Origin of the sequence: Sphingobacterium sp. WM (assembly GCF_029542465.1) — a bacterium.
GTDB classification, from domain to species: domain Bacteria; phylum Bacteroidota; class Bacteroidia; order Sphingobacteriales; family Sphingobacteriaceae; genus Sphingobacterium; species Sphingobacterium cellulitidis.
Genome location: NZ_CP120709.1, coordinates 4025517 through 4048692 on the forward strand (window position 1 = coordinate 4025517; position 23176 = coordinate 4048692).

At 40.7% G+C, this 23176-nt stretch carries 16 protein-coding genes, 2 tRNA genes and 3 rRNA genes; 8 read left to right on the forward strand and 13 right to left on the reverse strand.

The genetic code is table 11. The annotated features are described in order from the left end of the window. Window positions 1-520: 520 nt before the first annotated feature. The 7 genes from PZ892_RS17100 to PZ892_RS17130 all read right to left on the reverse strand — a co-directional run bounded on the left by PZ892_RS17100 (window position 521) and on the right by PZ892_RS17130 (window position 10998). Window positions 521-3199 (reverse strand): c-type cytochrome, encoded by a 2679-nt coding sequence (locus PZ892_RS17100; RefSeq protein ID WP_277711689.1) that lies wholly within the window; start codon window positions 3197-3199, stop codon window positions 521-523. A gap of 436 nt (window positions 3200-3635) precedes the next feature. Then, window positions 3636-3747: ribosomal RNA gene (rrf, locus tag PZ892_RS17105) — 5S ribosomal RNA — on the reverse strand. A gap of 138 nt (window positions 3748-3885) precedes the next feature. After that, window positions 3886-6770, reverse strand: a 23S ribosomal RNA gene (locus tag PZ892_RS17110). Window positions 6771-7029: 259 nt separating this feature from the next. Further along, window positions 7030-7103 (reverse strand) — tRNA-Ala (locus PZ892_RS17115). Window positions 7104-7109: 6 nt separating this feature from the next. Continuing rightward, window positions 7110-7186 (reverse strand) — tRNA-Ile (locus tag PZ892_RS17120). Between the two features lie 167 nt (window positions 7187-7353). After that, a 16S ribosomal RNA gene (locus PZ892_RS17125) occupies window positions 7354-8883 on the reverse strand. The 16S, 23S and 5S rRNA genes sit together here with 2 tRNA genes alongside, the layout of an rRNA operon. A gap of 1755 nt (window positions 8884-10638) precedes the next feature. Beyond that, entirely contained in the window at window positions 10639-10998 is a 360-nt protein-coding gene (locus PZ892_RS17130; protein ID WP_094258760.1) for a TfoX/Sxy family protein, read from the reverse strand. Between the two features lie 318 nt (window positions 10999-11316). Here PZ892_RS17130 and PZ892_RS17135 point away from each other — a divergent pair, with 318 nt between their 5' ends. From PZ892_RS17135 to PZ892_RS17155, 5 genes are all read left to right on the forward strand, one after another. Continuing rightward, window positions 11317-11679: a BlaI/MecI/CopY family transcriptional regulator gene (locus tag PZ892_RS17135; protein WP_094282052.1), complete on the forward strand. Its 363-nt coding sequence runs from the start codon at window positions 11317-11319 to the stop codon at window positions 11677-11679. Between the two features lie 2 nt (window positions 11680-11681). Continuing rightward, window positions 11682-13463, forward strand: a complete 1782-nt coding sequence (locus PZ892_RS17140) for a M56 family metallopeptidase (RefSeq protein ID WP_277711691.1) — start codon at window positions 11682-11684, stop codon at window positions 13461-13463. A 119-nt stretch (window positions 13464-13582) separates the two neighbouring features. Beyond that, window positions 13583-14191 (forward strand): trimeric intracellular cation channel family protein, encoded by a 609-nt coding sequence (locus PZ892_RS17145; RefSeq protein ID WP_094258757.1) that lies wholly within the window; start codon window positions 13583-13585, stop codon window positions 14189-14191. 63 nt (window positions 14192-14254) lie between these two features. After that, entirely contained in the window at window positions 14255-14650 is a 396-nt protein-coding gene (locus PZ892_RS17150) for a hypothetical protein (RefSeq protein ID WP_218823998.1), read from the forward strand. Between the two features lie 81 nt (window positions 14651-14731). Then, window positions 14732-15244 carry an endo alpha-1,4 polygalactosaminidase gene (locus PZ892_RS17155; protein WP_277711694.1) on the forward strand — a complete coding sequence of 171 codons (513 nt, stop codon included), beginning with the start codon at window positions 14732-14734 and terminating at the stop codon, window positions 15242-15244. Between the two features lie 63 nt (window positions 15245-15307). On the opposite strand, the gene def is transcribed toward PZ892_RS17155, so the two are convergent. Continuing rightward, window positions 15308-15895: a peptide deformylase gene (def, locus tag PZ892_RS17160; protein ID WP_094258755.1), complete on the reverse strand. Its 588-nt coding sequence runs from the start codon at window positions 15893-15895 to the stop codon at window positions 15308-15310. A gap of 78 nt (window positions 15896-15973) precedes the next feature. Here def and PZ892_RS17165 point away from each other — a divergent pair, with 78 nt between their 5' ends. Genes PZ892_RS17165 through miaA form a run of 3 tightly spaced genes read left to right on the forward strand, consistent with a single transcriptional unit; the run spans window position 15974 to window position 18878 of the window. Further along, window positions 15974-16741 carry a hypothetical protein gene (locus PZ892_RS17165; RefSeq protein WP_094258754.1) on the forward strand — a complete coding sequence of 256 codons (768 nt, stop codon included), beginning with the start codon at window positions 15974-15976 and terminating at the stop codon, window positions 16739-16741. 53 nt (window positions 16742-16794) lie between these two features. Beyond that, complete coding sequence (locus tag PZ892_RS17170; RefSeq protein WP_094282047.1) at window positions 16795-17967, forward strand: Gfo/Idh/MocA family oxidoreductase; 1173 nt, start codon at window positions 16795-16797, stop codon at window positions 17965-17967. After that, complete coding sequence (gene miaA, locus PZ892_RS17175; protein WP_094258752.1) at window positions 17946-18878, forward strand: tRNA (adenosine(37)-N6)-dimethylallyltransferase MiaA; 933 nt, start codon at window positions 17946-17948, stop codon at window positions 18876-18878. Before PZ892_RS17170 ends, miaA begins: the two co-directional genes overlap by 22 nt. A gap of 38 nt (window positions 18879-18916) precedes the next feature. On the opposite strand, the gene PZ892_RS17180 is transcribed toward miaA, so the two are convergent. The 5 genes from PZ892_RS17180 to PZ892_RS17200 all read right to left on the reverse strand — a co-directional run bounded on the left by PZ892_RS17180 (window position 18917) and on the right by PZ892_RS17200 (window position 23161). After that, window positions 18917-20470, reverse strand: a complete 1554-nt coding sequence (locus PZ892_RS17180) for an Rne/Rng family ribonuclease (RefSeq protein WP_094258751.1) — start codon at window positions 20468-20470, stop codon at window positions 18917-18919. Window positions 20471-20618: 148 nt separating this feature from the next. Then, complete coding sequence (locus PZ892_RS17185) at window positions 20619-20708, reverse strand: hypothetical protein (protein WP_008506795.1); 90 nt, start codon at window positions 20706-20708, stop codon at window positions 20619-20621. 40 nt (window positions 20709-20748) lie between these two features. Beyond that, on the reverse strand, window positions 20749-21600 hold the full coding sequence (locus PZ892_RS17190) for a hypothetical protein (protein WP_094258750.1): 852 nt from the start codon (window positions 21598-21600) through the stop codon (window positions 20749-20751). A 9-nt stretch (window positions 21601-21609) separates the two neighbouring features. Continuing rightward, complete coding sequence (locus PZ892_RS17195; protein ID WP_093099732.1) at window positions 21610-21897, reverse strand: HU family DNA-binding protein; 288 nt, start codon at window positions 21895-21897, stop codon at window positions 21610-21612. Window positions 21898-22096: 199 nt separating this feature from the next. After that, window positions 22097-23161 carry an 8-amino-7-oxononanoate synthase gene (locus PZ892_RS17200; protein ID WP_277711701.1) on the reverse strand — a complete coding sequence of 355 codons (1065 nt, stop codon included), beginning with the start codon at window positions 23159-23161 and terminating at the stop codon, window positions 22097-22099. Window positions 23162-23176: the final 15 nt, after the last annotated feature.

Genomic DNA, 23176 nt, shown 5'->3' on the forward strand with positions numbered 1-23176 from the left:
TGACCTAACCAGTAAAAATCAATAAAAAGACATTTTTTACAACCAAATAACAGACAGAAATAAAAATTGAAAACAAAAACTTTGTAAAAAATATCGGAAATTATATTTTTTACTAAATTATAATCCAATGTTACAAATTAATTTGTAAAATAATTTATTTTACACAATTATTTATGTGTTTTTTACAAAATAAAGGAGTATTATATAACAACTAAGCAGGGATACTCGATATTTATTTGAATATTTTAAATTTTTATTCCCAATATTTACATAGAAAACAAAAATATCCAACATTAACAGATGGATTTAGACCTAAAACATATTAAACACTGTAGAAAATGAAGATTAATTCAAGTTAAACAATTAAAAAAGCTGATTTTTATAAGAATATTAAGAAATTAACAAAAAGGGGCACCCTATTTACAGGTTTTGACTTCAGTTTCCCTACTTTTTGGTAGCATTGATGGAAAAAGAAAAAGCCATGTTCAAAACATGGCTTTTAAAAAATACGGTTAAGATTTTATTTTTGTTTTTCGAGAAAGGAAACTAGAGAAGCGAACTCCTCAATGGTCAATGAATTTGCCAATCCTGCTGGCATCATTGAATTTGGCATTTCTTTTCTACTGGCAATATTCGTTTTATTGATGGTAGTCACATTACCTGCAATATCTCTTAAAACCACTTTACTTGCAGTTTCTTGAGTCACGAAGCCCATATAATTCTTTTTATCTTTAGTACTTACCAATACCGTTGAAAATCCTTGGGAAATGGAAGCATTTGGTTTAAGGATAGATTCTGCAATTTGCTCTCTATTCATAATACCTCCAATTTGTCCCATAAATGGACCTTTCATGGCCTCACCTTTATTTACGCTATGACAAGCATGACAACCTTGTTTGGTAAACAATGCTTTTCCCTTTGCAGGATCACCTTTGACCTTACGTAAAGCAATCATCACATCTTCGATTGATGTTTTACCAACCTGTCCTTTTTGATTTTTGATTTTATCTAAGTCAACTTTTTTCTCTGTAGGCTCCTTACTTGCAACAGCCTTAGGCTCTGGCGCATTAAATGCAGCAATTTCCATACGGAATTTCTCATTCAGGTCTGCATAATATGCTTTCTTAGAAGCTCCAGATTTTGCATTCTCAGCTAATAAGAATTTTTCAATCACAGGTGAGGATTCCCAATCAATGGCTTTGTAATAAGGGCCATGCGAATCCGGACGTGTACCCCACCACCAAGAAGCATCATAATCAGCCTCTTTTTTATACAAGCGAGCCAACGTTACTAGAATTTTATCTTTCAATTTTTGATCTTTCGTCTTTCCGTAAGCAGCAATTAACCCTTCAACAGCTCTAGGATCATGCATATAACGTAAGGCCCATAAAGCTAGGTCAGGATTTTCAGTTCCCAGGAATCCGATGCTTGGATTAACAGCGTTCAATCTCACCAATGCTTTTACTGCTAAGTGAGGAAAAATAATAGCTGAATTAGGTACATCATGTGGCCCCTCTTTTCCTTTTGGAGGAGCAATAAATGAAGCCGGAACAGCAACCTGTAATAATGAATTCGCTACTTCCGGACGACCTAAGCGACCTAATGAAACTGCTGAAACTGCCTGAACACGAACTGAAGGGTCTTTTAACCCTGCGATAAATGGATCAGTAGGCACCTGATCTAAACTTCCCAAACGATCTGTTAATGCTCGTAAAGCAAATTCCCGAACCTCAGGCTCCTTAGCCAACTGAACTAATTCTGAAATACCTTTATCTTTTGCGATTTGGGCAAAAGTATAAATTCCGGCTACTCGTGTACTTAATGCTAAACTTTTATCCTCAGCAATTCCCAATGCAGCGGTTGAAGCTTCCTCATTAGCTCTTGCAACTAATTCTTGAGAAGCATATAGCCTAGTTGTAGAGCTTCCAGATTTCAATAAGTTCTTCAAGTCATCAATAGATGCATTTTTAACCTCAGGAAATGCTTTGTAAGTCCAGCCTTTAGGCACTACGCGAACTACATAACCTTTATCAGGATTCCCTGAGTAACCAGCACCATCCCAAGCCGACAAATAAAGTCTACCCGATCCATCCACATCAACATCCGTAACCTGAGGAAGTTTAATAAACTCCTCTTCCTTTTGTTTAAAACTAGGTCCATCAGGAGTCACATGATGCATATATAGGAAATTGCGTCCCCAATCTGCCATCATAGGTACTTTATTATATTTATCAGGCCAAGTATCCTCATCCATATATAATGAACCCGTTCCAGATCCTCCCCCTAACATGGCTAAAGCTGGAATGATTTCTTCTGTAAAATTTTGAAATAATAATGGGTAGCCATATTCCCCAGATTGAATTTGATGCGAAAAACGGATATCCCATCCTCCACCATCATTCGTATTATCTCTGGTGAAGATATTCATATATGGATCTATAGCCACATCATAAATATTACGTAGGCCATGGGTATACAATTCCATTTCCGTTCCATCAGGTCGAACTCTCAGAACTCCACCACCTAGGTTCGTTAATTTTTTACCATCAGCGCCAGTGGCGTTATGAAAACCGAAATCCCCTACAGCAATGTAGATCCAGCCATCGATTCCCATTCTAATTCCATTCGTAGCATGGTCAGTACCGCGTTCCTGAATATATTTAGCATTACTCAATCCTTTAATCAACACTTTCGGGTCAGCATCAGCCACACCATCCTGGTCTTTATCATCGAAAACAACAAGGTCCATTCCAGTAGCGATACCAGTATTTGTGTCGAAAGTTGTATGCAAAACAAAGACTTGATCACCTAGCACAAATATTCCACGAGGGTTATCCACACGTGCGAAATCAGTATGTTTATCCATAGCCCCATCATTATCCGAGTCAACGAAGCGACGGATAAATCCTTTTCCCATATCCTTACCTAGGGAACCTATCATATCTACTCCCACAAACAGTTCTCCGGTTGGCGCTACAGCCAAACATGCAGGACTAGGAGTTAAATCAGGACGTGTATATTCCGTCATGATTAGATCCTCAGGGGCACCTGGAACTAACTTTAAACTATCTTGTCTATTAAAGACTGATTTGAAATACGAATAATTGGTTGCTAAAATAGGGGGTTCAGGTTTGTCAAAATTATTGGTAAAACCTAGCATAAGAGGTAGGAGAACCAATAGATTAAATGTTCTTTTCATTCTAAAAATTACTATTAAAAAATAAAGGGAAAATAATGGCTTTTGATTTAGATTCTTGATATCATCAGGAATTATTACCCAGGTTTAAGTTTAAAAAAAACTAAGGACCAAAGCCTTAGTATGTATAAAAATATCAAAAACTATTCTAAACAGCAATTTAAGGATTGAAATTATACAACTACTAAAAATGCAAATATTAAATAAATGGTACTAAATCAATGTTAACCATTTGTTAGACTATATTATTAAAATTAGAAGAGAGGTAGCAAGGTTGTAAAGCCCCAGCGGGGCGACATATTTATCAAACCATGACCCAATAACCATACAAAAGGGCGTATGCGATACGCCCCTACCGACCGGTCCATCCGTTGCATTCACCCAGGCCCCTGAAAACACAAAAAGCCCGTTGTCTTCTGACAACGAGCTTTCGTATAAAATTAGGCACCGACCTACTCTCCCACCTGTTACGGCAATACCATCGGCTCTGGCGGGCTTAACTTCTCTGTTCGGAATGGGAAGAGGTGGACACCGCCGATATAGGCACCTGAATATCTTTTAAGTACTATCGAGCGTTCTCTGGTAGCAGACCCAGGGTCTAACTACTAAATACTAACTACTCAATACTATATTGACATGTTATTGGAAGAAAGGATGTTAAAAAGAGAGAGGACAACAGAACTATCCGCATTGGAAAGCTTCGGGCTATTAGTATCACTCGGCTTTGGTCTTTCAACCTTTACACCTGTGACCTATCAACGTTGTCATCTTCAACGACCCTTATGAGGAAGTCTCATCTCGTGGCTAGTTTCGCACTTAGATGCTTTCAGCGCTTATCTATCCCGGACGTAGCTACCCTGCCGTACACCTGGCGGCATAACAGGTTCACCAGCGGTCCGTCCAACCCGGTCCTCTCGTACTAAGGTCAGATCCACTCAAACTTCCAGCGCCCACAACAGATAGGGACCGAACTGTCTCGCGACGTTCTGAACCCAGCTCGCGTGCCACTTTAATGGGCGAACAGCCCAACCCTTGGGACCTTCTCCAGCCCCAGGATGTGACGAGCCGACATCGAGGTGCCAAACCTCCCCGTCGATATGAGCTCTTGGGGGAGATCAGCCTGTTATCCCCAGAGTACCTTTTATCCTTTGAGCGATGGCCCTTCCATACAGAACCACCGGATCACTATGTCCGTCTTTCGACCCTGGTCGACTTGTAGGTCTCACAGTCAAGCAAGCTTATGCCATTGCACTCCTCGTACGGTTACCAAGCGTACTGAGCTTACCTTTGAAAGCCTCCGTTACCTTTTTGGAGGCGACCACCCCAGTCAAACTACCCACCAAACAATGTCTCCCGCTTAGCGGGATTAGAAACCGAATACAGAAAGGGCGGTATTTCAAGGTCGTATCCACGATTCCTGGCGAAACCGCTTCAATTACTCCCGCCTATCCTACACATCCTGTACCCAATTTCAATGTTAAGCTATAGTGAAGGTTCATGGGGTCTTTCCGTCCCGTTGCGGGTAACCGGCGTCTTCACCGATACCACAATTTCACCGAGCTCATGGCTGAGACAGCGCCCAGATCGTTACACCATTCGTGCAGGTCGGAACTTACCCGACAAGGAATTTCGCTACCTTAGGACCGTTATAGTTACGGCCGCCGTTTACTGGGGCTTCGATTCAATGCTTCTCCTTGCGGATGACATCCCCTCTTAACCTTCCAGCACCGGGCAGGTGTCAGGCCTTATACCTCATCTTTCGATTTCGCAAAGCCATATGTTTTTGCTAAACAGTCGCCTGGGCCTTTTCACTGCGGCTTCTCCATCGCTGGAGGAAGCGCCCCTTCTCCCGAAGTTACAGGGCCATTTTGCCGAGTTCCTTAGCCATGATTCACTCGAGCACCTTAGGATCCTCTCCTCGACTACCTGTGTCGGTTTACGGTACGGGTATTGATAACCTGGAGCTTAGCGGGTTTTCTTGGAAGTCTGCTTACCTGCGCTATCAGCGCCCCCGAGGGTTTGCTGTACTATCGGGCTTCAGCTGTACCAGCGGATTTGCCTACCGGTCCAATACCTTTGCCCTTCAACGAACTATTCCGTCAGTTCGCGGCAGTGTCACTACTCCGTCACCACATCGCAGTTATCAATAGTACGGGATTATTAACCCGTTGGCCATCGGCTGCCTCCCTTCGGATGCGCCTTAGGTCCCGACTAACCCTGATCCGATTAGCGTTGATCAGGAAACCTTAGTCTTTCGGTGGGCGGGTTTCTCACCCGCCTTATCGTTACTTATGCCTACATTTGCTTTTCCATCAGGTCCACCACGGGTCACCCCGCGGATTCACCCCCGATGGAATGCTCCCCTACCAGTGCAATAAATTGCAATCCATAGCTTCGGTATCGTTCTTGATGCCCGTTTATTATCCACGCCCGGCCGCTCGACTAGTGAGCTGTTACGCACTCTTTAAATGAATGGCTGCTTCCAAGCCAACATCCTAGCTGTCTGGGCAACCGGACCTCGTTAGTTCAACTTAGAACGAATTTGGGGACCTTAGCTGATGGTCTGGGTTCTTTCCCTCTCGGCCTTGGACCTTAGCACCCAAAGCCTCACTGCCGGCCATATCTAGCAGCATTCGGAGTTCGTCTGGATTTGGTAGGATTTGACTCCCCCGCACCCAATCGGTAGCTCTACCTCTGCTAGACTCATATGCCGACGCTGTTCCTAAAAACATTTCGGGGAGTACGAGCTATTTCCCAGTTTGATTGGCCTTTCACCCCTACCCTCAGGTCATCCGGAAACTTTTCAACGTTTATCGGTTCGGTCCTCCAGTACGTGTTACCGCACCTTCAACCTGCCCAAGGGTAGATCACAAGGTTTCGCGTCTACCTCGTCCGACTATACGCCCTGTTCAGACTCGCTTTCGCTTCGGCTCCTGGCCTTAAGCCATTAACCTTGCCGGACAAGAGTAACTCGTAGGCTCATTATGCAAAAGGCACGCCGTCACGGAATCACTCCGCTCCGACCGCTTGTAAGCACACGGTTTCAGGTTCTTTTCACTCCCCTGTTCGGGGTTCTTTTCACCTTTCCCTCACGGTACTGGTTCACTATCGGTCTCTCAGGAGTATTTAGCCTTGCCAGATGGTGCTGGCGGATTCCCACAGGATTTCTCCGGTCCCGCGGTACTCAGGATACCACTATGGCTGCATTCTTTACCTGTACGGGGCTCTCACCCTTATCGCGCAGTTTCCCACCTGCTTCCAGTTCATAGCACAGTCCAATGGCGTGGTCCTACAACCCCAGTATTGCCGTAACAATACTGGTTTGGGCTCTTTCCCGTTCGCTCGCCACTACTTGGGAAATCATTGTTATTTTCTCCTCCTACGCCTACTTAGATGTTTCAGTTCAGCGCGTTCGCTTCATTTGATGGCATGTCTTCAACATGCCGGGTTGCCCCATTCGGAAATCCACGGATCGAGTCGCATTTGCCGATCCCCGTGGCTTATCGCAGCTTATCACGTCCTTCATCGCCTCTGAGAGCCTAGGCATCCCCCGTGTGCCCTTGTTTACTTTCTTCACGCTATCACCCCTTTTGCCAAGTGATAGGTTGCTTATTGGCCGTCATCCATCACTGGACGACAGGCCTCTGTTGTCTTCTCTTGTTAATCTCTTTTCTTCCAATATGTCAAAGAACTCTTTGTATGGACATGAGTATCGAGATGTGGGATTTGAGATATCAAATCTCCCATCCTACATGGCTCACAGTGGTCTCTTCCCTCCTGAGTCGGCCTTGCGCTCTCTCAGATCTCAGATCTCACTTCTCACATCCAACCTGTGGAGAATAACGGATTCGAACCGTTGACCCCCTGCGTGCAAGGCAGGTGCTCTAGCCAGCTGAGCTAATTCCCCGTGTGATGGTAGTCCCGAGCAGATTTGAACTGCTGACCCCTACATTATCAGTGTAGTGCTCTAACCAACTGAGCTACGGGACTAGCTTATCTCTCTCATCTCTCGGTGTCACCGGTTGTCAGGAGCATCACTATCTAAATACTAAATACTAGATACTAAATACTACCTCACAGGGTGGGCACTTTCTTCTGAATGTCTTTTTTTTTATACGATCATGTATGTCGCGCAGCGATCCCAGAGCGGGCTCTAGAAAGGAGGTATTCCAGCCGCACCTTCCGGTACGGCTACCTTGTTACGACTTAGCCCCAATTACCGGTTTTACCCTAACACGCTCCTTGCGGTTACATGCTTTAGGTACCCCCAGCTTTCATGGCTTGACGGGCGGTGTGTACAAGGCCCGGGAACGTATTCACCGCGTCATTGCTGATACGCGATTACTAGCGAATCCAACTTCACGGGGTCGAGTTGCAGACCCCGATCCGAACTGTGAATGGCTTTTCGAGATTGGCATCACATTGCTGTGTAGCTGCCCGCTGTACCATCCATTGTAGCACGTGTGTAGCCCCGGACGTAAGGGCCATGATGACTTGACGTCGTCCCCGCCTTCCTCTCTGCTTGCGCAGGCAGTCTGTTTAGAGTCCCCACCTTGACGTGCTGGCAACTAAACATAGGGGTTGCGCTCGTTGCGGGACTTAACCCAACACCTCACGGCACGAGCTGACGACAGCCATGCAGCACCTAGTTTCCTGTCCCGAAGGACGGATGCGTCTCTGCATCCTTCAGTAACTTTCAAGCCCGGGTAAGGTTCCTCGCGTATCATCGAATTAAACCACATGCTCCTCCGCTTGTGCGGGCCCCCGTCAATTCCTTTGAGTTTCACCCTTGCGGGCGTACTCCCCAGGTGGATGACTTAACGCTTTCGCTTGGACGCTTACGGTATATCGCAAACATCGAGTCATCATCGTTTAGGGCGTGGACTACCAGGGTATCTAATCCTGTTCGATCCCCACGCTTTCGTGCATCAGCGTCAATAACGGCTTAGACAGCTGCCTTCGCAATCGGTGTTCTGAGACATATCTATGCATTTCACCGCTACTTGTCTCATTCCGCCGTCTTCAACCGCATTCAAGCACTTCAGTATCAAGGGCACTGCGACAGTTGAGCTGCCGTCTTTCACCCCTGACTTAAAGTGCCGCCTACGCACCCTTTAAACCCAATAAATCCGGATAACGCTCGGATCCTCCGTATTACCGCGGCTGCTGGCACGGAGTTAGCCGATCCTTATTCTTTAGGTACATTCAGCCCACTACACGTAGTGGGGTTTATTCCCTAACAAAAGCAGTTTACAACCCATAGGGCAGTCATCCTGCACGCGGCATGGCTGGTTCAGGGTTGCCCCCATTGACCAATATTCCTTACTGCTGCCTCCCGTAGGAGTCTGGTCCGTGTCTCAGTACCAGTGTGGGGGATTCTCCTCTCAGAGCCCCTAGACATCGTCGCCTTGGTGGGCCGTTACCCCACCAACTAGCTAATGTCACGCGAGCCCATCCATATCCTATGAATATTTGACAAATAAACCATGCGGTAAATCTGTGTCATGCGGTGTTAATCCGAATTTCTTCGGGCTATCCCCCTGATATGGGTAGGTTGCTCACGCGTTACGCACCCGTGCGCCACTCTCACCAGCCGGTAGCAAGCTACCAGCTGGATCCCGTCCGACTTGCATGTATTAGGCCTGCCGCTAGCGTTCATCCTGAGCCAGGATCAAACTCTCCATTGTAAAATGAAGTGTAAGATCAAGACTATTTATAATAAATAGAATTGTCTTGTTTTAATGTTTTCCTCCCGCTCCGGGATATCTGAATTGATTTCTTGAAATCTTTGTTCAGCTATCGTACTCTCGTACGAGTCGCTGCGCTACATGATCATTATAAAGAACTTTATCGCCTGGGCATCTCGCTTCGGCTTGTATATCGTCCCTACTCTCGTAGGGTTGATGTGTCATTTTTTTCTCGCTCCGAGCATCGCGCTCGTTGCTGTTTCCCTCGGTTGGGACTGCAAAGGTAGAAACCTTTTTTGATTCCGCAAAATTTATTTTAAAATAATTTTGAGGCGCTTTTTTCAAAAGATACGGTGCATCGGGTCTGACCCCTTTTTTACCGTGTTTCCTTCCCTGTTGTCAGTGGCCTTTCAGCCGTCCCTCCCTTGCGGAGTGGTGCAAAGATAGGGACAAAACATCCATACTTCCAAGACATCCCACAAACAATTTTTGGCAGCACAGCGTAACTCGCTAGCACATTGCACGATAAATTTTCAGCAGTGCTGCATTTTCATTGCCCAGGGATGGTTGCGGGGGCATGAACGGCGGGAAAGGGAGGTAAAGTGCTATGGTAAGGTTGGGATCATGGATGTGTGTTTTTTGGAGGGGATCATAGCTCGTTCCTTTTCGAAGGGTATTCATTTACCCTGGCATTATCGGAAATACTTCGGGAGCAGGCCATACAAAACTCGATATTCCGCCGCATCACTAGCGCAGATCCCCCGCAGATCCGCCGGACCTCGGCCGTAAAAATTCGGCCAAGGTCAGGAAAAGATCCGAAGAAGGTCCGACCAAGGTGCGGTAGAGGTCCTGATTTGTGCATAAGATGGACAGAATTATCGCTGAATTCGAAACTATTAGTAGTTCAAAACTGTAGTATTAATGAATTCGAAATCGACTTACTACAGGATATAAAAGCTCCCTTGATCACTGTATTCAAAAACTATATAAATACAGTTTTTAAAACCTATATATTATTAGAATATTCAAAAGCTACATTAATACAACATTCAAAGGCTACATTATTACTTGTATATAAAACCTACCTTATTACAGTATTCAAAATCTACATTAATCCCGAATTCAGAATAAATAACTAGGAAATCTGAAGTTGTTATGAAACTGTTATTATTATTTGAAAGAGATATCTATAAGGACTGATTAAAAAACGTGATTTGAAAACAAGATCGAAAGAAATGATCCAAGGTCTTATTGAAAGAAAAAGTTGATAGCTTGATTTAAAAGAATAATCTACATAAATGATAGAAAGGTTTATTTGTAAGGTATACTTAAAAGAAGTATTTGAAAACAGCAATTGATAGTATCCTTAAATATGAGATACCAGATTAAATAGAAACTCCTAGAAATTTATTTAAATGAATCATTTTAAAAAGTTATCAGGAAATGAATTGATATATTCTCTTATAATAAATTGACCAGTAAGAAATACAGCTACTATATATACACATATTATATATGGAAGAAAAAGCCTCCTCTATTAATAGGTTAGTACGTTACCGAGAATAATTAGATATTGGGGAATATGGGAAGTTTTAGGAAGATTTTTTTCAAAACTTTTTACCAGATCTTTTTCAAAATCTTTTTTTGATACTGTTTTTGAGAACTTTCCAGACCTTTCTATTTGAGACTGATTTTGAGGACTTTCCAACCCCTCTTTTTTGAGACTATTTTATGAGATTTTTTCAGGGCCTATTCTTAAGAAGTCTTGGTTTTTTTCTTTTTGGAAGATTTGGCAAAAGGGTTATAGGCTAAACAAAGGTCCATCCAGAATTCGAAATCCTTTTTATTTCGGTATCCATCTGGATCGACAAGGCAATAACCATCTAATTCCTTACCTCGCATAATCATCGGTTGGAATCCTTTGTGCTTTTTATAAGTTGCTGTCTTGGCAGGATCAAATCGACACATCAATTGATCCCCCGATATATTAATACACATTTTATCATCAACAAGAAATGCCAAGCCTGAAAACAAGGGTTTCTCCATAATTTCTTTGTCACAATGTTCTACCAGGTATTCTCTGACCAAGTCAGCTAACTTCTCGTCATATGCCATAATTGATTTCTGTTCTTATTATATATAGTAGTGCTAAACTCATTTACTAGTTCTCAAACAACAATACCTATACAACCATTCCTCGCTCCTATTGGTTTGGATTAGTAATAAATTTAAGGAGCTATGGCTAAGATTTCAAAGAATAAATCCTAAAAATAATTATAACACAAAAAAAATCGATAAATAAAAACGTGTTTTCAAATTGTTTAACAGACATTTAGAAAATTTTTTAGTTAAAATTTATTAAAACATTTGGATTATACGAAAGACTTCGTAGATTTGAGTACGAAAACATTCGTAGATACTAACAATCATCGTATGAAACCGACAGAAAGCGAAATGGAAATATTGCAAGTTCTTTGGGATAAAGGACAAAGCAGTGTAAGGGAAGTTTTTGAAGCCTTGGATAAAAAGGATGTAGGTTATACTACAATCTTGAAATTGATGCAGATCATGCATGATAAAGGGATGGTGACTCGCGACACCAGTTCAAAAACACACCTTTATGTAGCGAAATTGGTGAAAGAGGAAATTCAAGAAAAGATGTTGGACAAAATGATTGATTCAGTGTACAATGGATCAACCGCAAGACTTGTCATGCAAGCTTTGGGAAATGAGCGAGCAAGCAAAGAAGAACTTGACGAAATCAAAGCATTTTTAAAAAAACTTGAACAAAACTAGCCATGGAAAATCTAACATTCAATATTGGCAATGCATTAGGCTGGAGCATTCTGCATTCTATATGGCAAGCTGCAATTTGGTATATTATATATAGTATATATACACTTTCAATATCAAACATCAGTGCCAAAGCGAGACATAACGCTGCATTAGCCACCCAGGTATCCATATTTATCAGCTTTATTGCGACTTTTATTTACTTCTTTCAGAATTCCAGTCAATTTATCGACTTAAGAACCTTAAATCCGGAAGACCTGAAGAACATCATGGTCAACATACAACAGGATGGTATTAGATTAGAGAGAGTATTACCTTATGTAGTGGCAGGCTATGTTTTTGGATTCATTGTTCAAATAATTTTGTTGAGCAATAGTTTGATCCAATTGAAAAGGCTAAAGTATAAAGGCTTGGATTCCATTCCAGCATCATGGACTAACCTATATTACCAAGCAAAGAAGAAGCTTAATATCAGGCAATCCGTTGGGATTTATCTTTCCAATAAGATCAGCGTTCCGATTACCTTGGGTTATCTGAAACCATTTATCCTTTTCCCTGTTGCTCATGCCAACAAAATGGATCTGGCACAGGTAGAGGCTATCCTGTTGCACGAACTTGCCCATGTAAAACGTAGAGACTATCTATTCAACCTTCTGAAAGTGGGGATAGAAACGGTATTGTTCTTTAATCCATTTATTTGGGCCTTATCAAAAGTACTAGAAAGAGAAAGGGAACATGCTTGTGATGATATGGTCATAGAACATGTATCCACCCCTATTTCCTATGCCCAAGCCTTGGTTGAGTTGGAGGAATTGCGAATGAGCATGAATCCAAGTTTAACCCTTGCGGCATCTGGAAACAAAAATCATTTATTGAATAGAATTAAAAGAATCACAAAAATGGAAACTAATTATAAAAACGTAAGACCGCAATTATTGGCTGTATTGCTTAGCGGTTTAGCCATACTAACCTTAGCATGGATCATTCCATCAAATGAGGTAAAGCCTCAGGAAATAAAAGTTGACTTGACTTCGACTGAAGATTCGATGTTGTTAAGCATTGATACCGTGAAACCGCCAATCCCGGAGACTGCACAAAAACCAGTTGCGCCTAAGAAGGTAAAATCAGAAATAGTTTATCATGGAAAAGGGATTCAAGACACTAATGAACTACCCCTAGATGTCCGAAATAGCATCAGATCTCTTGAGGAACGAGGCAAAAAGATCCAAGAATACCACAATTCACCAGAATGGAACGCCCAGATAAAAAATATAGAAGAACAAAGTAAAAAGGTAAGTGCCTACTTTGAAAGTCCGGAATGGAAAGACAAGATGGCTAAAATTGAAAAGGAATCTGCAAAAATGAAGGATTATTTCAATTCGCTTGAGTGGAAGAAGCAGATTGTCAATATCGAAAAAGAATCCAGCAAGGTAAATGCGTATTTTACCTCACCGGAGTGGAAAAAACAGGTTGAAAATATTCGAAATCAATCTGCCCATGTTTCGAAATACTTTGAAAGTGAGGACTGGAAAAGACAGATTGCCAACATAGAAAAGGAATCTGCTAAACTGAAAGAACATTTCAATTCAGCTGAATGGAAAGCGGATATTCGAAAAATGCAGGAGGATGGTAAAAAGATCCAAGAGTATTTCAATAGCCCTGAATGGAAAGAAAAAAGCAGACAGTGGAAAGAATTACAAGATTCAGAAGAATACAAGGAAATCGACAGAAAATACCAGAAAGAACTTAAAGAATTAAAATCCAAAAAAGGATTAACAGGAATTTAATTTATAATCATTGTTTCGTTGTTTAGTTTACTAGAAAGGCTCCGCTCGGAGCCTTTCTTAATTATTGGGAAGTAATTTTATATTTTATGTATTATTGCAAAAGGAAGTAAAATACTTGCATGGAACTGATTTACTACATTGATTTATTAGGGACAATGGTTTTTGCCATTTCGGGAGCTATGGCGGCAAACCGATATGGCATTGATATCTTTGGAGCAACCTTTATGGGCTTTGTTACTGCTATTGGGGGAGGTTCATTAAGGGATGTTTTTTTAAATATTCGTCCGGTATGGGTTGAAGATGGAAATTATCTGATTGCCATTTTCGTTGGCGTCTTTATTTCCATTTTATTCAACAAGCAATTGGATAGTTTCGCCAGAACCCTATTTCTATTTGATGCCTTGGGGATTGGTTTTTTCACCGTTGTTGGAGTTGAGAAATCTCTGGCTTACGAGAGCAGTGCGATTGCTGCCGTAATGCTAGGCATGTTTTCAGCCTGCATGGGTGGTGTAATCCGAGACGTCTTAATGAATGTTACCCCCCTGATATTACGAAAGGAAATCTATGCTTCAGCCTGTCTGGCGGGCGCAATAACCTATGTACTGCTGACATTTATCCCATTGGACCCAAACTTAAATGCGTTTATCTCTGCGTCAGTTGTATTCGGGATTAGGTTTCTATCCGTTCGATATAATCTATCCTTACCGACAGTTCGACCAATAAATTAAATTGTTCATCGCATTTATTTATTAGTCAGATATTCCGTTGTTAATCCAATACGTAATAGATATATGCTAACAACTAGAATTTTAATCCTACTCATTAGTTTAAGTTTACTATCATCCTGCTCAAAGAATGAGGTATTCGATCCAGAGTTAGGCGATCAGAATTACAAAGAGGAGATGCGTAATTTTGTCATCGGCCTGAGTGAGTACGCAAAAAAATCCAGCACTAACTTTATTGTCATTCCACAGAATGGAATAGAGCTCGTAACGCAAGATGGCGAACCGAATGGGAGTCTAGCCCAAAAGTATTTAGCTGCTATTGATGGGAATGGTCAGGAGGATTTATTTTATGGTTATGATGAAGATGATAAGGCAACTCCAACATCAGAAAGCAATAGACTTATTCAATACTTGAATATCTCAAAACAAGCTGGAAACAGCATTTTGGTCAGTGATTATTGATCCAGTGCGGCCAACATAAACAATTCATTTTCGAAGAATGACCAAAATGGATTCATATCCTTTGCATCAACTGAGCGTGAATTGAATATTATTCCGAAAGTTGCTATTCATCAAGAGAACAAGAATAATATCAGTAAACTTTCCGAAGCCAAGAACTTCCTTTATTTAATCAATCCATCCAAGTTTTCATCCAAGCAGGCATTTATACAAGCTGTGACCGCTACCAATTATGATGTATTGATTATGGACCTTTATTTTACAGATGGGCAATCCTTTAATCAAGAGGAAGTTCGACAATTAAAAAACAAGGCAAATGGAGGGAAAAGATTGGTCATATCCTATATGTCCATTGGCGAAGCTGAAGATTATAGATCTTATTGGAATCCATCATGGAAACAGCAAAAACCGACATGGTTAATGGAGGAAAATCCAGAGTGGAAGGGGAATTATAAAGTAAAATACTGGGATAAGGAGTGGCAGGCCATTATATATGGTAATGATAAGAGTTATTTAAAAGGAATATTAGACTCAGGTTATGATGGAGTTTACCTGGACATTATAGATGCATTCAATTATTTTGAGGACAAACAATAATCAGAAAATCGAACTAGGTTATAGAAAATAAAAAAGGCCAGATTAGTAAATCTGGCCCTTCTATTATCTTTTCTTTTTCAATTGCGGGAAAGACATTTTATAGGATACCCTAATTTGTCCTTTCGAAATAGAATCGAGTTTACCTTTCAACATGGCTTTTTTCAAAGGTCCAAGTTTATCGATAAATAATTTCCCTTCAATATGATCATATTCATGCTGAACAACTCGAGCTGCCAGACCAGTTAATTCTTCTTCTTGTTCTTCAAAATTTTCATCCAAGTAATTGATGACAACGTCTTTTTTTCTCAATACCTCTTCGTTGATATGAGGGATACTCAAACAACCTTCGGAGAATGGCCATTTTTCGCCACTTTCTTCGACTAAAATAGGATTAATAAAAACGCGTTTAAAATCTTTAGCAGTTGGATCGCCGGGACCATCTTCATCATCTTCACCGAAAGGGCTTGCATCGATGACAAATAAACGAATAGGCAAACCAATTTGCGGAGCGGCAAGACCTACTCCATTTGCTGCATACATGGTTTCAAACATATTATCTATCAATTGTTTTAATTCTGGATAATCCTCATCGATCTCTTCGGTTCTCTGACGCAAAACCGGATCTCCATATGCTACTATAGGTAATTTCATTTGTTATTGTTTACGGTACAAAGGTATTAATAATTTAGCACAGCGCACATATTGATTAATTTGCCTTATTTTTGCAAAATGGAAAACCCGGTTATCAGCGAAATAATAAGCTTTATCCAAGGTGAGCTCGATGCTGAACCCATCTATATCCAAGAACATGGATATGGCCATATCATTTGCCCAAATCTAATTTTTGATATTTTCATTACAGAGGAATTATTCATAGAGGTTCCAGAAACCGACAAACGATATATCATGCTTTCCGCAGGGCAATTGGAGCAACAATCCGAAAAAATAAAGAATCGATTGAAAGTGTTGGCGGGTCAAGCCAGGAAAGTTCATGCGAGAAAAACGGTAGTAGCGAGGGTCGATAAGGGTCAAGGTATGAGCTTTCAAGAAGAGAATCATTTACAAGTCGCTTTACCGGGCAAATATCGTTATGGTCTATTTCATGAAGGCGAACTGGTTTCCCTAGCGATTTTTAGTGCTGGTCGCAAAATGCGGGATAAAGCTGAGGGATATAGGTCCTTTGAACTACTTCGATTCTGCCATAAATCCGATTACCTTATCATTGGAGGCTTATCGAAATTAATCCGTCGTTTTATTACAGAATTCCAACCTGGAGATATCATGACCTATGTGGATAAAGACTGGTCCCAGGACTCCTCACTCAAGACCATTGGCTTTGAAGAAGCAGGGGTTCGCGAAGGGGGGAAATATTGGATTAGCGACAATCAACAATTTCAAATAGGTAGTCTAGCAGAGTTGAAAGTAGTCGAGGGTCAGTACCCAGAAGGATATCTCACTCAGAATACAGGGAGCATTAAATTAGTATTAGCTGTTTAAAAGCGGCATTATTTTATTATATTTATTCCTTAATCAATCGAAATTTATTCCTTATGAAACGAAAACTTCGCATGGGCATGGTCGGTGGTGGAAACGATGCCTTTATAGGAGCTGTACACCGGATTGCTGCCTTTATGGATGGCAAAATAGAATTAGTATGTGGTACATTTAGTATTAACAGAGAGATTTCCTTACAATCGGGCGAGGACTTATTTGTTCCTGAAGAGAGAGTTTACGTTACATACCAAGAGATGATCGAGAAGGAAGGACAGCTTCCAGAAGGAGAGCGCATGGACTTCGTGACCATCGTTACGCCGAACTTCTTACATTTCGAACCTGCAAAATTAGCATTGGAAAATGGATTTGATGTTGTTGTTGAAAAACCGATGACTTTAAATCTAGAGCAGGCCTTAGAATTACAAGCGATTGTAGAACGTACAGGTCGCACCTTATGTTTAACTCATACATACTCGGGATACCCGATGGTAAAACAGGCTAAGGCCATGGTGAAAGAAGGTCATTTTGGCAAGATTCGCAAGGTATTAGTAGAATATCCACAGGGCTGGTTGAGTCGTTTAACAGAACGTGAAGGTAATGCTGGCGCAGCATGGCGTACTGATCCAAAACGCTCAGGTAAATCCTTGGCAATGGGCGATATCGGAACACACGTAGCACATTTAGCGGAATATGTAACCGGACTTAGAATCACTGAAGTTTGTGCGGATTTAACATCCTTTGTTGAAGGCCGTCAATTAGATGATGATGGTTCTGTATTATTACATTTTACAGAAGGTGCAAAAGGAGTTTTGACAGCATCACAAATCTGTGCAGGAGAAGAGAATGCTGTAAGAATGCGTATCTATGGGGAAAAAGGTGGTTTTGAATGGGCTAATGAAGATCCTAATAATTTGATCGTAAAAATGTTGGATCAGCCTAGACAATACTATCGTACAGGAAATGCGTATGCTGCACCATATACGTTAAGTTCATTTGCAACACATAACACTAGAATTCCGGCTGGTCACCCAGAAGGCTTACTAGAGTCATTTGCAAATATTTACCGTAATTTTGCTGCGACTGTTGCTGCCAAGAAAGATGGTAAAACCCCTACCCCTGAGCAATTGGATTTTCCAAATGTAAACGATGGAGTTCGCGGTATGGCCTTTATTGACACAGTAGTTGCGAGCAACGAAAGTAATGAAAAATGGACCAAGTTCGTGATCTAACAAGTATTCAAGAACTTATTGAATTTATACAACAGGCGGAAGATTTTCTTTCGCCTGATTTTCTTTTAATCCTATTGGGTCCGACTGCTTCAGGAAAGACTAAACTGGCCGTGCAACTTGCACAGGCCTTGAATGGAGAGATTATTTCGGCTGATTCAAGACAAGTTTATAAACAATTGGATATAGGAACCGGCAAGGATTTAATCGAGTATCAGGAGGTACCTTATCATTTGATTGATATTATCGAACCTACTGAAAAGTACAATGTTGACTTATTCAGGGAAAACTTCCTTTCTGCCTTTCAAGAAATACAAGAGCGTAAAAAGCTAGCCATCCTTTGTGGCGGCACAGGATCTTATATTCAGAGTCTCTTACAAGATCAGACTTATAGTCAGGTTCCAAAAATCCAGGATTTACAAATTGAGCTTTCAAGATTGAGCAAGGAAGAACTTATTTCGCTACTCAAATCCAGGGATATACCGGAAGATTACACAATAGATTGGAATAGCCATAAGCGTTTGGTCCGAGCATTAGAGATATTAATGTACCTGGATCATCATCCAATGCCAATTTCAGATAAAAAAAGCATTAAACATTATTTAATCATCGGCTTATCACCAGAACGAGACAAAAGAAGAAGCAGGATAGACAAGCGTCTTGACAGTAGAATAGACTCGGGATTAATTGAGGAAGTTGAGGGTTTGATATCTCAGGGAATCAGTCATGAGCAATTACAATGGTTTGGCTTGGAATACAAATACGCCTCTTTATATTTATTGGGGGAATTGACGATGGAAGAATTCAGGGAGAAGTTAAGGACAGAGATTCATCGATTTGCAAAGCGACAGATGACCTACTTTAGAAAAATGGAAAAAGACGGACTCAAGATCCATTGGATCGACAAGCTATAAAAGCAAAAAAGCTGGTTACGGAAAGTAACCAGCTTTTTTTACAATTTTATCTCTTCGTCTTTAGAGTTAAAGAAGTGAAATTCGGTCAAATGGTATGAGCTCATTTCTTTTACTTTAATCCATTTCCAATATTTTAAAAACCATTTCATTCTCCTGGAGATAAAACCAGATTTGATGTAGGCAGCGATATAAGGGTGCACACAAAGGGTTACCCCTACTTCGTTCTGTTCCTGAAGAATAAAACTCAAATTGTTTTCAATATCATCTAATAAAACGATACTTGATCTAATTTCGCCTGTCCCGTCACAAGCAGGGCACTTTTCATTCGTGACGATACTCATTTCGGGGCGAACTCTTTGCCTAGTTATTTGGACGAGTCCGAATTTACTAGGAGGGAGAATCGTATGTCTAGCTCTATCGCTGGCCATACATTCCTTCAAGAATCCATAAAGTTCTTTCCGGTTGGATGCTTTGTGCATATCGATAAAATCGATTACCACTATACCACCCATATCCCTAAGCCTAAGCTGTCGGGCAATTTCTTTTGCTGCTTCCTTATTCACAAGGAGCGCGTTATCTTCTTGATTTTCTTTGTTGGCAATTCTGTTACCACTATTCACATCGATAACGTGAAGGGCTTCGGTATGTTCTACCACGAGGTAGGCACCACCTTGGAGGTTTACAGTTTTGCCGAACGACGCCTTAATTTGCTTTTCTACGCCGAAGTGGTCGAAAATAGGTTCTTTTCCTTTATAGAATTTGACTATTTTTTCCAGATCAGGCGAAATCTCTTGAATATATGATTTTACTTCCTCGTAGATTTCATTATCATTTACATAGATATGAGTAAATTCATCGGTGAGGATATCACGCAAGATGGTTGATGCTCTGTCCAACTCACCGAGCACTTTCTGAGGGGGTTCAGCTGTTTTAAGGCGTTTGGTAAACAATTCCCATTTAGAAATCAGGTCGAGGAGGTCTTTTTGGAGTTCATCGACTCCTTTACCTTCGGATACCGTTCTGATAATGACGCCGAAATTTGCAGGTTTAATACTTTCTACAATTTTCTTGAGTCTATTTCTTTCGGCACTGCCTTTGATTTTCTTGGAAATGGAAACCGAACTTGAAAATGGTACCAGGACAACAAATCGGCCTGCGATGGATAAGTCGGAGCTTAGCCTAGGTCCTTTTGTTGAGATAGGTTCTTTCGCTATCTGTACTGGCAATAACATGTTACGGCTTAAAACATCAGATATTTTTCCAGCCTTGTCAATGTCCTTTTCAAGCTTCAAACTATTGAGCAGTTTCTCTTGATAACTGCCATTCTTTACTACCCTTGTTAATTTGATCAAGGATTGTACTTGAGGCCCTAAGTCGAGGTAATGCAGGAAAGCGTCTTTTTCGTAGCCTACATCTACGAATGCGGCATTCAGTCCGGGCATGATTTTCTTTACTCTCCCTAAGTAAATATCACCCACGGCATAGTGATTGCCAGCTTGTTCCCTGTTTAATTCAACTAGTTGTTTGTCCTGTAGTAAAGCAATAGTCACCCCCTTATCGGGGACTGAATCGATAATTAATTCCTTTACCAACAGCTACTTAATTAAGGACAGTTGTGGACTCGCTCCACAACGAATAATGTCCGGTTAAACATAAAACCGTTTAATGAAAAAAAACAATCTATGATGATGGATAATCGATCATAGATTGTCACATGATTAATAAGGGCTGAGCCTTATGTTATTTTTTCTTGTGTCTATTTTTTCTTAAACGTTTTTTACGTTTGTGAGTAGCCATTTTGTGTCTTTTTCTTTTTTTTCCGCTTGGCATAGCTTTAATGTTTTTAAATGATTTTAAAAAAAATTGTTAATTACTTACTAAGTTCTTCAATCCTACGATCGATGAACTGGGAGAGACTAGGATCGGCAGCCAGTTCTTTGCTTTTTTGAAAAGCGGCGATAGCTTCGTTCTTCATCCCTATATTTTCATATCCTGTTGCTAAATAGAAATACGATTCGGCATCAGGTTTTTGTTCAATTACAACTTTGAAACGATCGATTGCTCGGTCGAATTGACGCGACTGTAATGAGAACAACCCTAAGGTTTTGTTGGCCTCGAGATTTTTAGGGTCAGTTTGAACAACTTCTCTCAAGATAGCAATTCCAGCCATAGGGTTATTGGTTCCAGTAACCATTGCGGCCCCAAGACCAGTTTTAGCATCTAAACTTGCAGCGTTTAAATCTACGGCTTTTTGATAAACTTCAATGGCTTTTTGATTTAATGCTGAAGCTAATAGAGTATCTTGAAGATTGGTATACCCTTTTCTGAAGTTGTCCCCAGATTTCAACCAATATTCGAATTTAGGGTCAATTTTGGCCATTTCCTCATATACATACGCTTGAGGAGCAGGTTTTTCAAGATCGTTCCATTTGTCAGCAATTTGCTGATAAATTTTGACTTTCTCGGCATTATCTGCTTTATTTGCTTTAGCCTCTAATTCGCTGATTTCATTGGCTAAAGCTGGGTTTAACCCTCGCTTTGCAGCTTCAGAAACAGAACTCAGATTAAACTGAGCTGCTGCAGCGTCATCTTTGGCAGATGAAGTTGCAGCAGTGTTTTCTTCTTTAGTCACCAAGCCTTTTACAGGTTTAAACAGAAGAAATCCTACAACAAGGGCTACTGCTGTTATAACGATAATCTGAATTTGCTTGGAGTTTTTCATAAAGATGAATTATTTCTTATTTCCGTTCTTTACTTTTTCTACAAATACTTTTGCAGGTTTGAAGCTAGGCACGTAGTGCTCAGGAATGATAATAGCTGTGTTTTTTGAAATGTTACGTGCTGTTTTTTCAGCTCTCTTTTTTACTACAAAACTTCCAAAACCTCTTACGTACACATTTTCACCGCCAATCATAGCGCTTTTAACTACTTTGAAGAATGCTTCAACGGTTTCTTGAACATCAACCTTCTCTAACCCAGTCTTGTTAGAGATCTCTGCAATAATTTCTGCTTTAGTCATATCTATTTTTACTCTAATTAATCTATACCCTAAGCCTATTAGCCCGTTTGGGGATGCAAAAGTATCTTTTTAAAATGAGTAATGGAAATATTTTTGTGTTTTTTTAAAATCCAAACCACTATCATTCAATGATTTAGTATAGCACTCCCCAATATTACATTTCAAAAGGCTTGCAAAGCTACAATTATTTTGTTGACAATCAAAGAATTAATGAACTTTCTGAGCACAATACTTCTCCAAGATGACGAACATCATGTTCAGTATGCAAGGCTGATATAACAATGCGATTTAGTAGTGGACTTGTCGCTAATGGGTAAGGAAAACTAGAAATTAGGATCTTCTTTTGTAATAAATGCTTGTAAAGTTCGGGTTTTTTGGAACTAAACACTGGGAAATTCTCAATATGACTCAAGTTTGTATTGGTTACCATTTCAGCCAATAATCGCGTATTACTTTGCATTTTATCAAAGGCTTCCTCATACAAATTCGCTCCCTCCATCAAAGCATAAAATGCTGCAGGCGCTGTTGGTGAAGCGCCATTGTATATCGGGTGCTTTTTAATTTCATTGATAATTTCCTTCGATCCCAAAACCAAGCCTGCATCCGTTCCAAGACCTTTTGCTAAGGATGCAAGTACAACAATTTCAATATTTGGTCTTTTCAATTCCGATAATTCTGTTGAAATACCATCCTTTTTCAGAATAGCAATACCATGAGAATCATCAAGAATCAAAGTAACTCTCTTATTTGCATTCAAACTTTTGAATGGGGAGAAATCGAATTGTTGTGGCGTCAGATTGTCAATGCAATTAGAAATAACCACGAATTCTTCTTGATTAGTATTATTGATAAAATCGATGGTATTTAAAATCCACTGGTCAAAGTCGCCATCTTGCAAAGGAGAATCCTGCAACCAAAGAGCAGGGTGACTTCCGGGAGCATACAGGACCGATTTGCCTTTCGTCAAGGCTCTGACAGTCGCTTGACCGGCGAGATAACCAGAGGAAAGCAAGGCTGCAGATTCAAAGACGAAGCGTTTAGCCAAGTGGTCCTCAGCTTCCTTATAAATTCCCAACTGCACGTTGTTGGTTCGCGAGGTTCCATTGTTCAATCCATAGCGGTCAATCCCTTGTTTGTAGAGTTCGATATATTCAGGATTTGCTAACAAACCTAAGTATGCAGTTCCACCAAAAAATAAGTATTCAGCATTGTCGAGGCTAATAATTCTTCCAGTAGTTTGATTCAGATTTCTAAAGGAGGTCATGGTAAATGTTATCTG

Excerpts from the sequence above, each read along its gene's own strand:
- PZ892_RS17150 (WP_218823998.1), top strand. The coding sequence starts at position 14,255 with ATGCTAACAACTAGAATTTTAATCCTACTCATTAGTTTAAGTTTACTA.
- PZ892_RS17200 (WP_277711701.1), bottom strand. The coding sequence starts at position 23,161 with ATGACCTCCTTTAGAAATCTGAATCAAACTACTGGAAGAATTATTAGC.
- def (WP_094258755.1), bottom strand. The coding sequence starts at position 15,895 with ATGAAATTACCTATAGTAGCATATGGAGATCCGGTTTTGCGTCAGAGA.
- PZ892_RS17185 (WP_008506795.1), bottom strand. The coding sequence starts at position 20,708 with ATGCCAAGCGGAAAAAAAAGAAAAAGACACAAAATGGCTACTCACAAA.
- PZ892_RS17140 (WP_277711691.1), top strand. The coding sequence starts at position 11,682 with ATGGAAAATCTAACATTCAATATTGGCAATGCATTAGGCTGGAGCATT.
- PZ892_RS17190 (WP_094258750.1), bottom strand. The coding sequence starts at position 21,600 with ATGAAAAACTCCAAGCAAATTCAGATTATCGTTATAACAGCAGTAGCC.
- PZ892_RS17135 (WP_094282052.1), top strand. The coding sequence starts at position 11,317 with ATGAAACCGACAGAAAGCGAAATGGAAATATTGCAAGTTCTTTGGGAT.
- PZ892_RS17100 (WP_277711689.1), bottom strand. The coding sequence starts at position 3,199 with ATGAAAAGAACATTTAATCTATTGGTTCTCCTACCTCTTATGCTAGGT.
- PZ892_RS17195 (WP_093099732.1), bottom strand. The coding sequence starts at position 21,897 with ATGACTAAAGCAGAAATTATTGCAGAGATCTCTAACAAGACTGGGTTA.
- PZ892_RS17130 (WP_094258760.1), bottom strand. The coding sequence starts at position 10,998 with ATGGCATATGACGAGAAGTTAGCTGACTTGGTCAGAGAATACCTGGTA.
- PZ892_RS17145 (WP_094258757.1), top strand. The coding sequence starts at position 13,583 with ATGGAACTGATTTACTACATTGATTTATTAGGGACAATGGTTTTTGCC.
- PZ892_RS17170 (WP_094282047.1), top strand. The coding sequence starts at position 16,795 with ATGAAACGAAAACTTCGCATGGGCATGGTCGGTGGTGGAAACGATGCC.
- PZ892_RS17165 (WP_094258754.1), top strand. The coding sequence starts at position 15,974 with ATGGAAAACCCGGTTATCAGCGAAATAATAAGCTTTATCCAAGGTGAG.
- miaA (WP_094258752.1), top strand. The coding sequence starts at position 17,946 with ATGGACCAAGTTCGTGATCTAACAAGTATTCAAGAACTTATTGAATTT.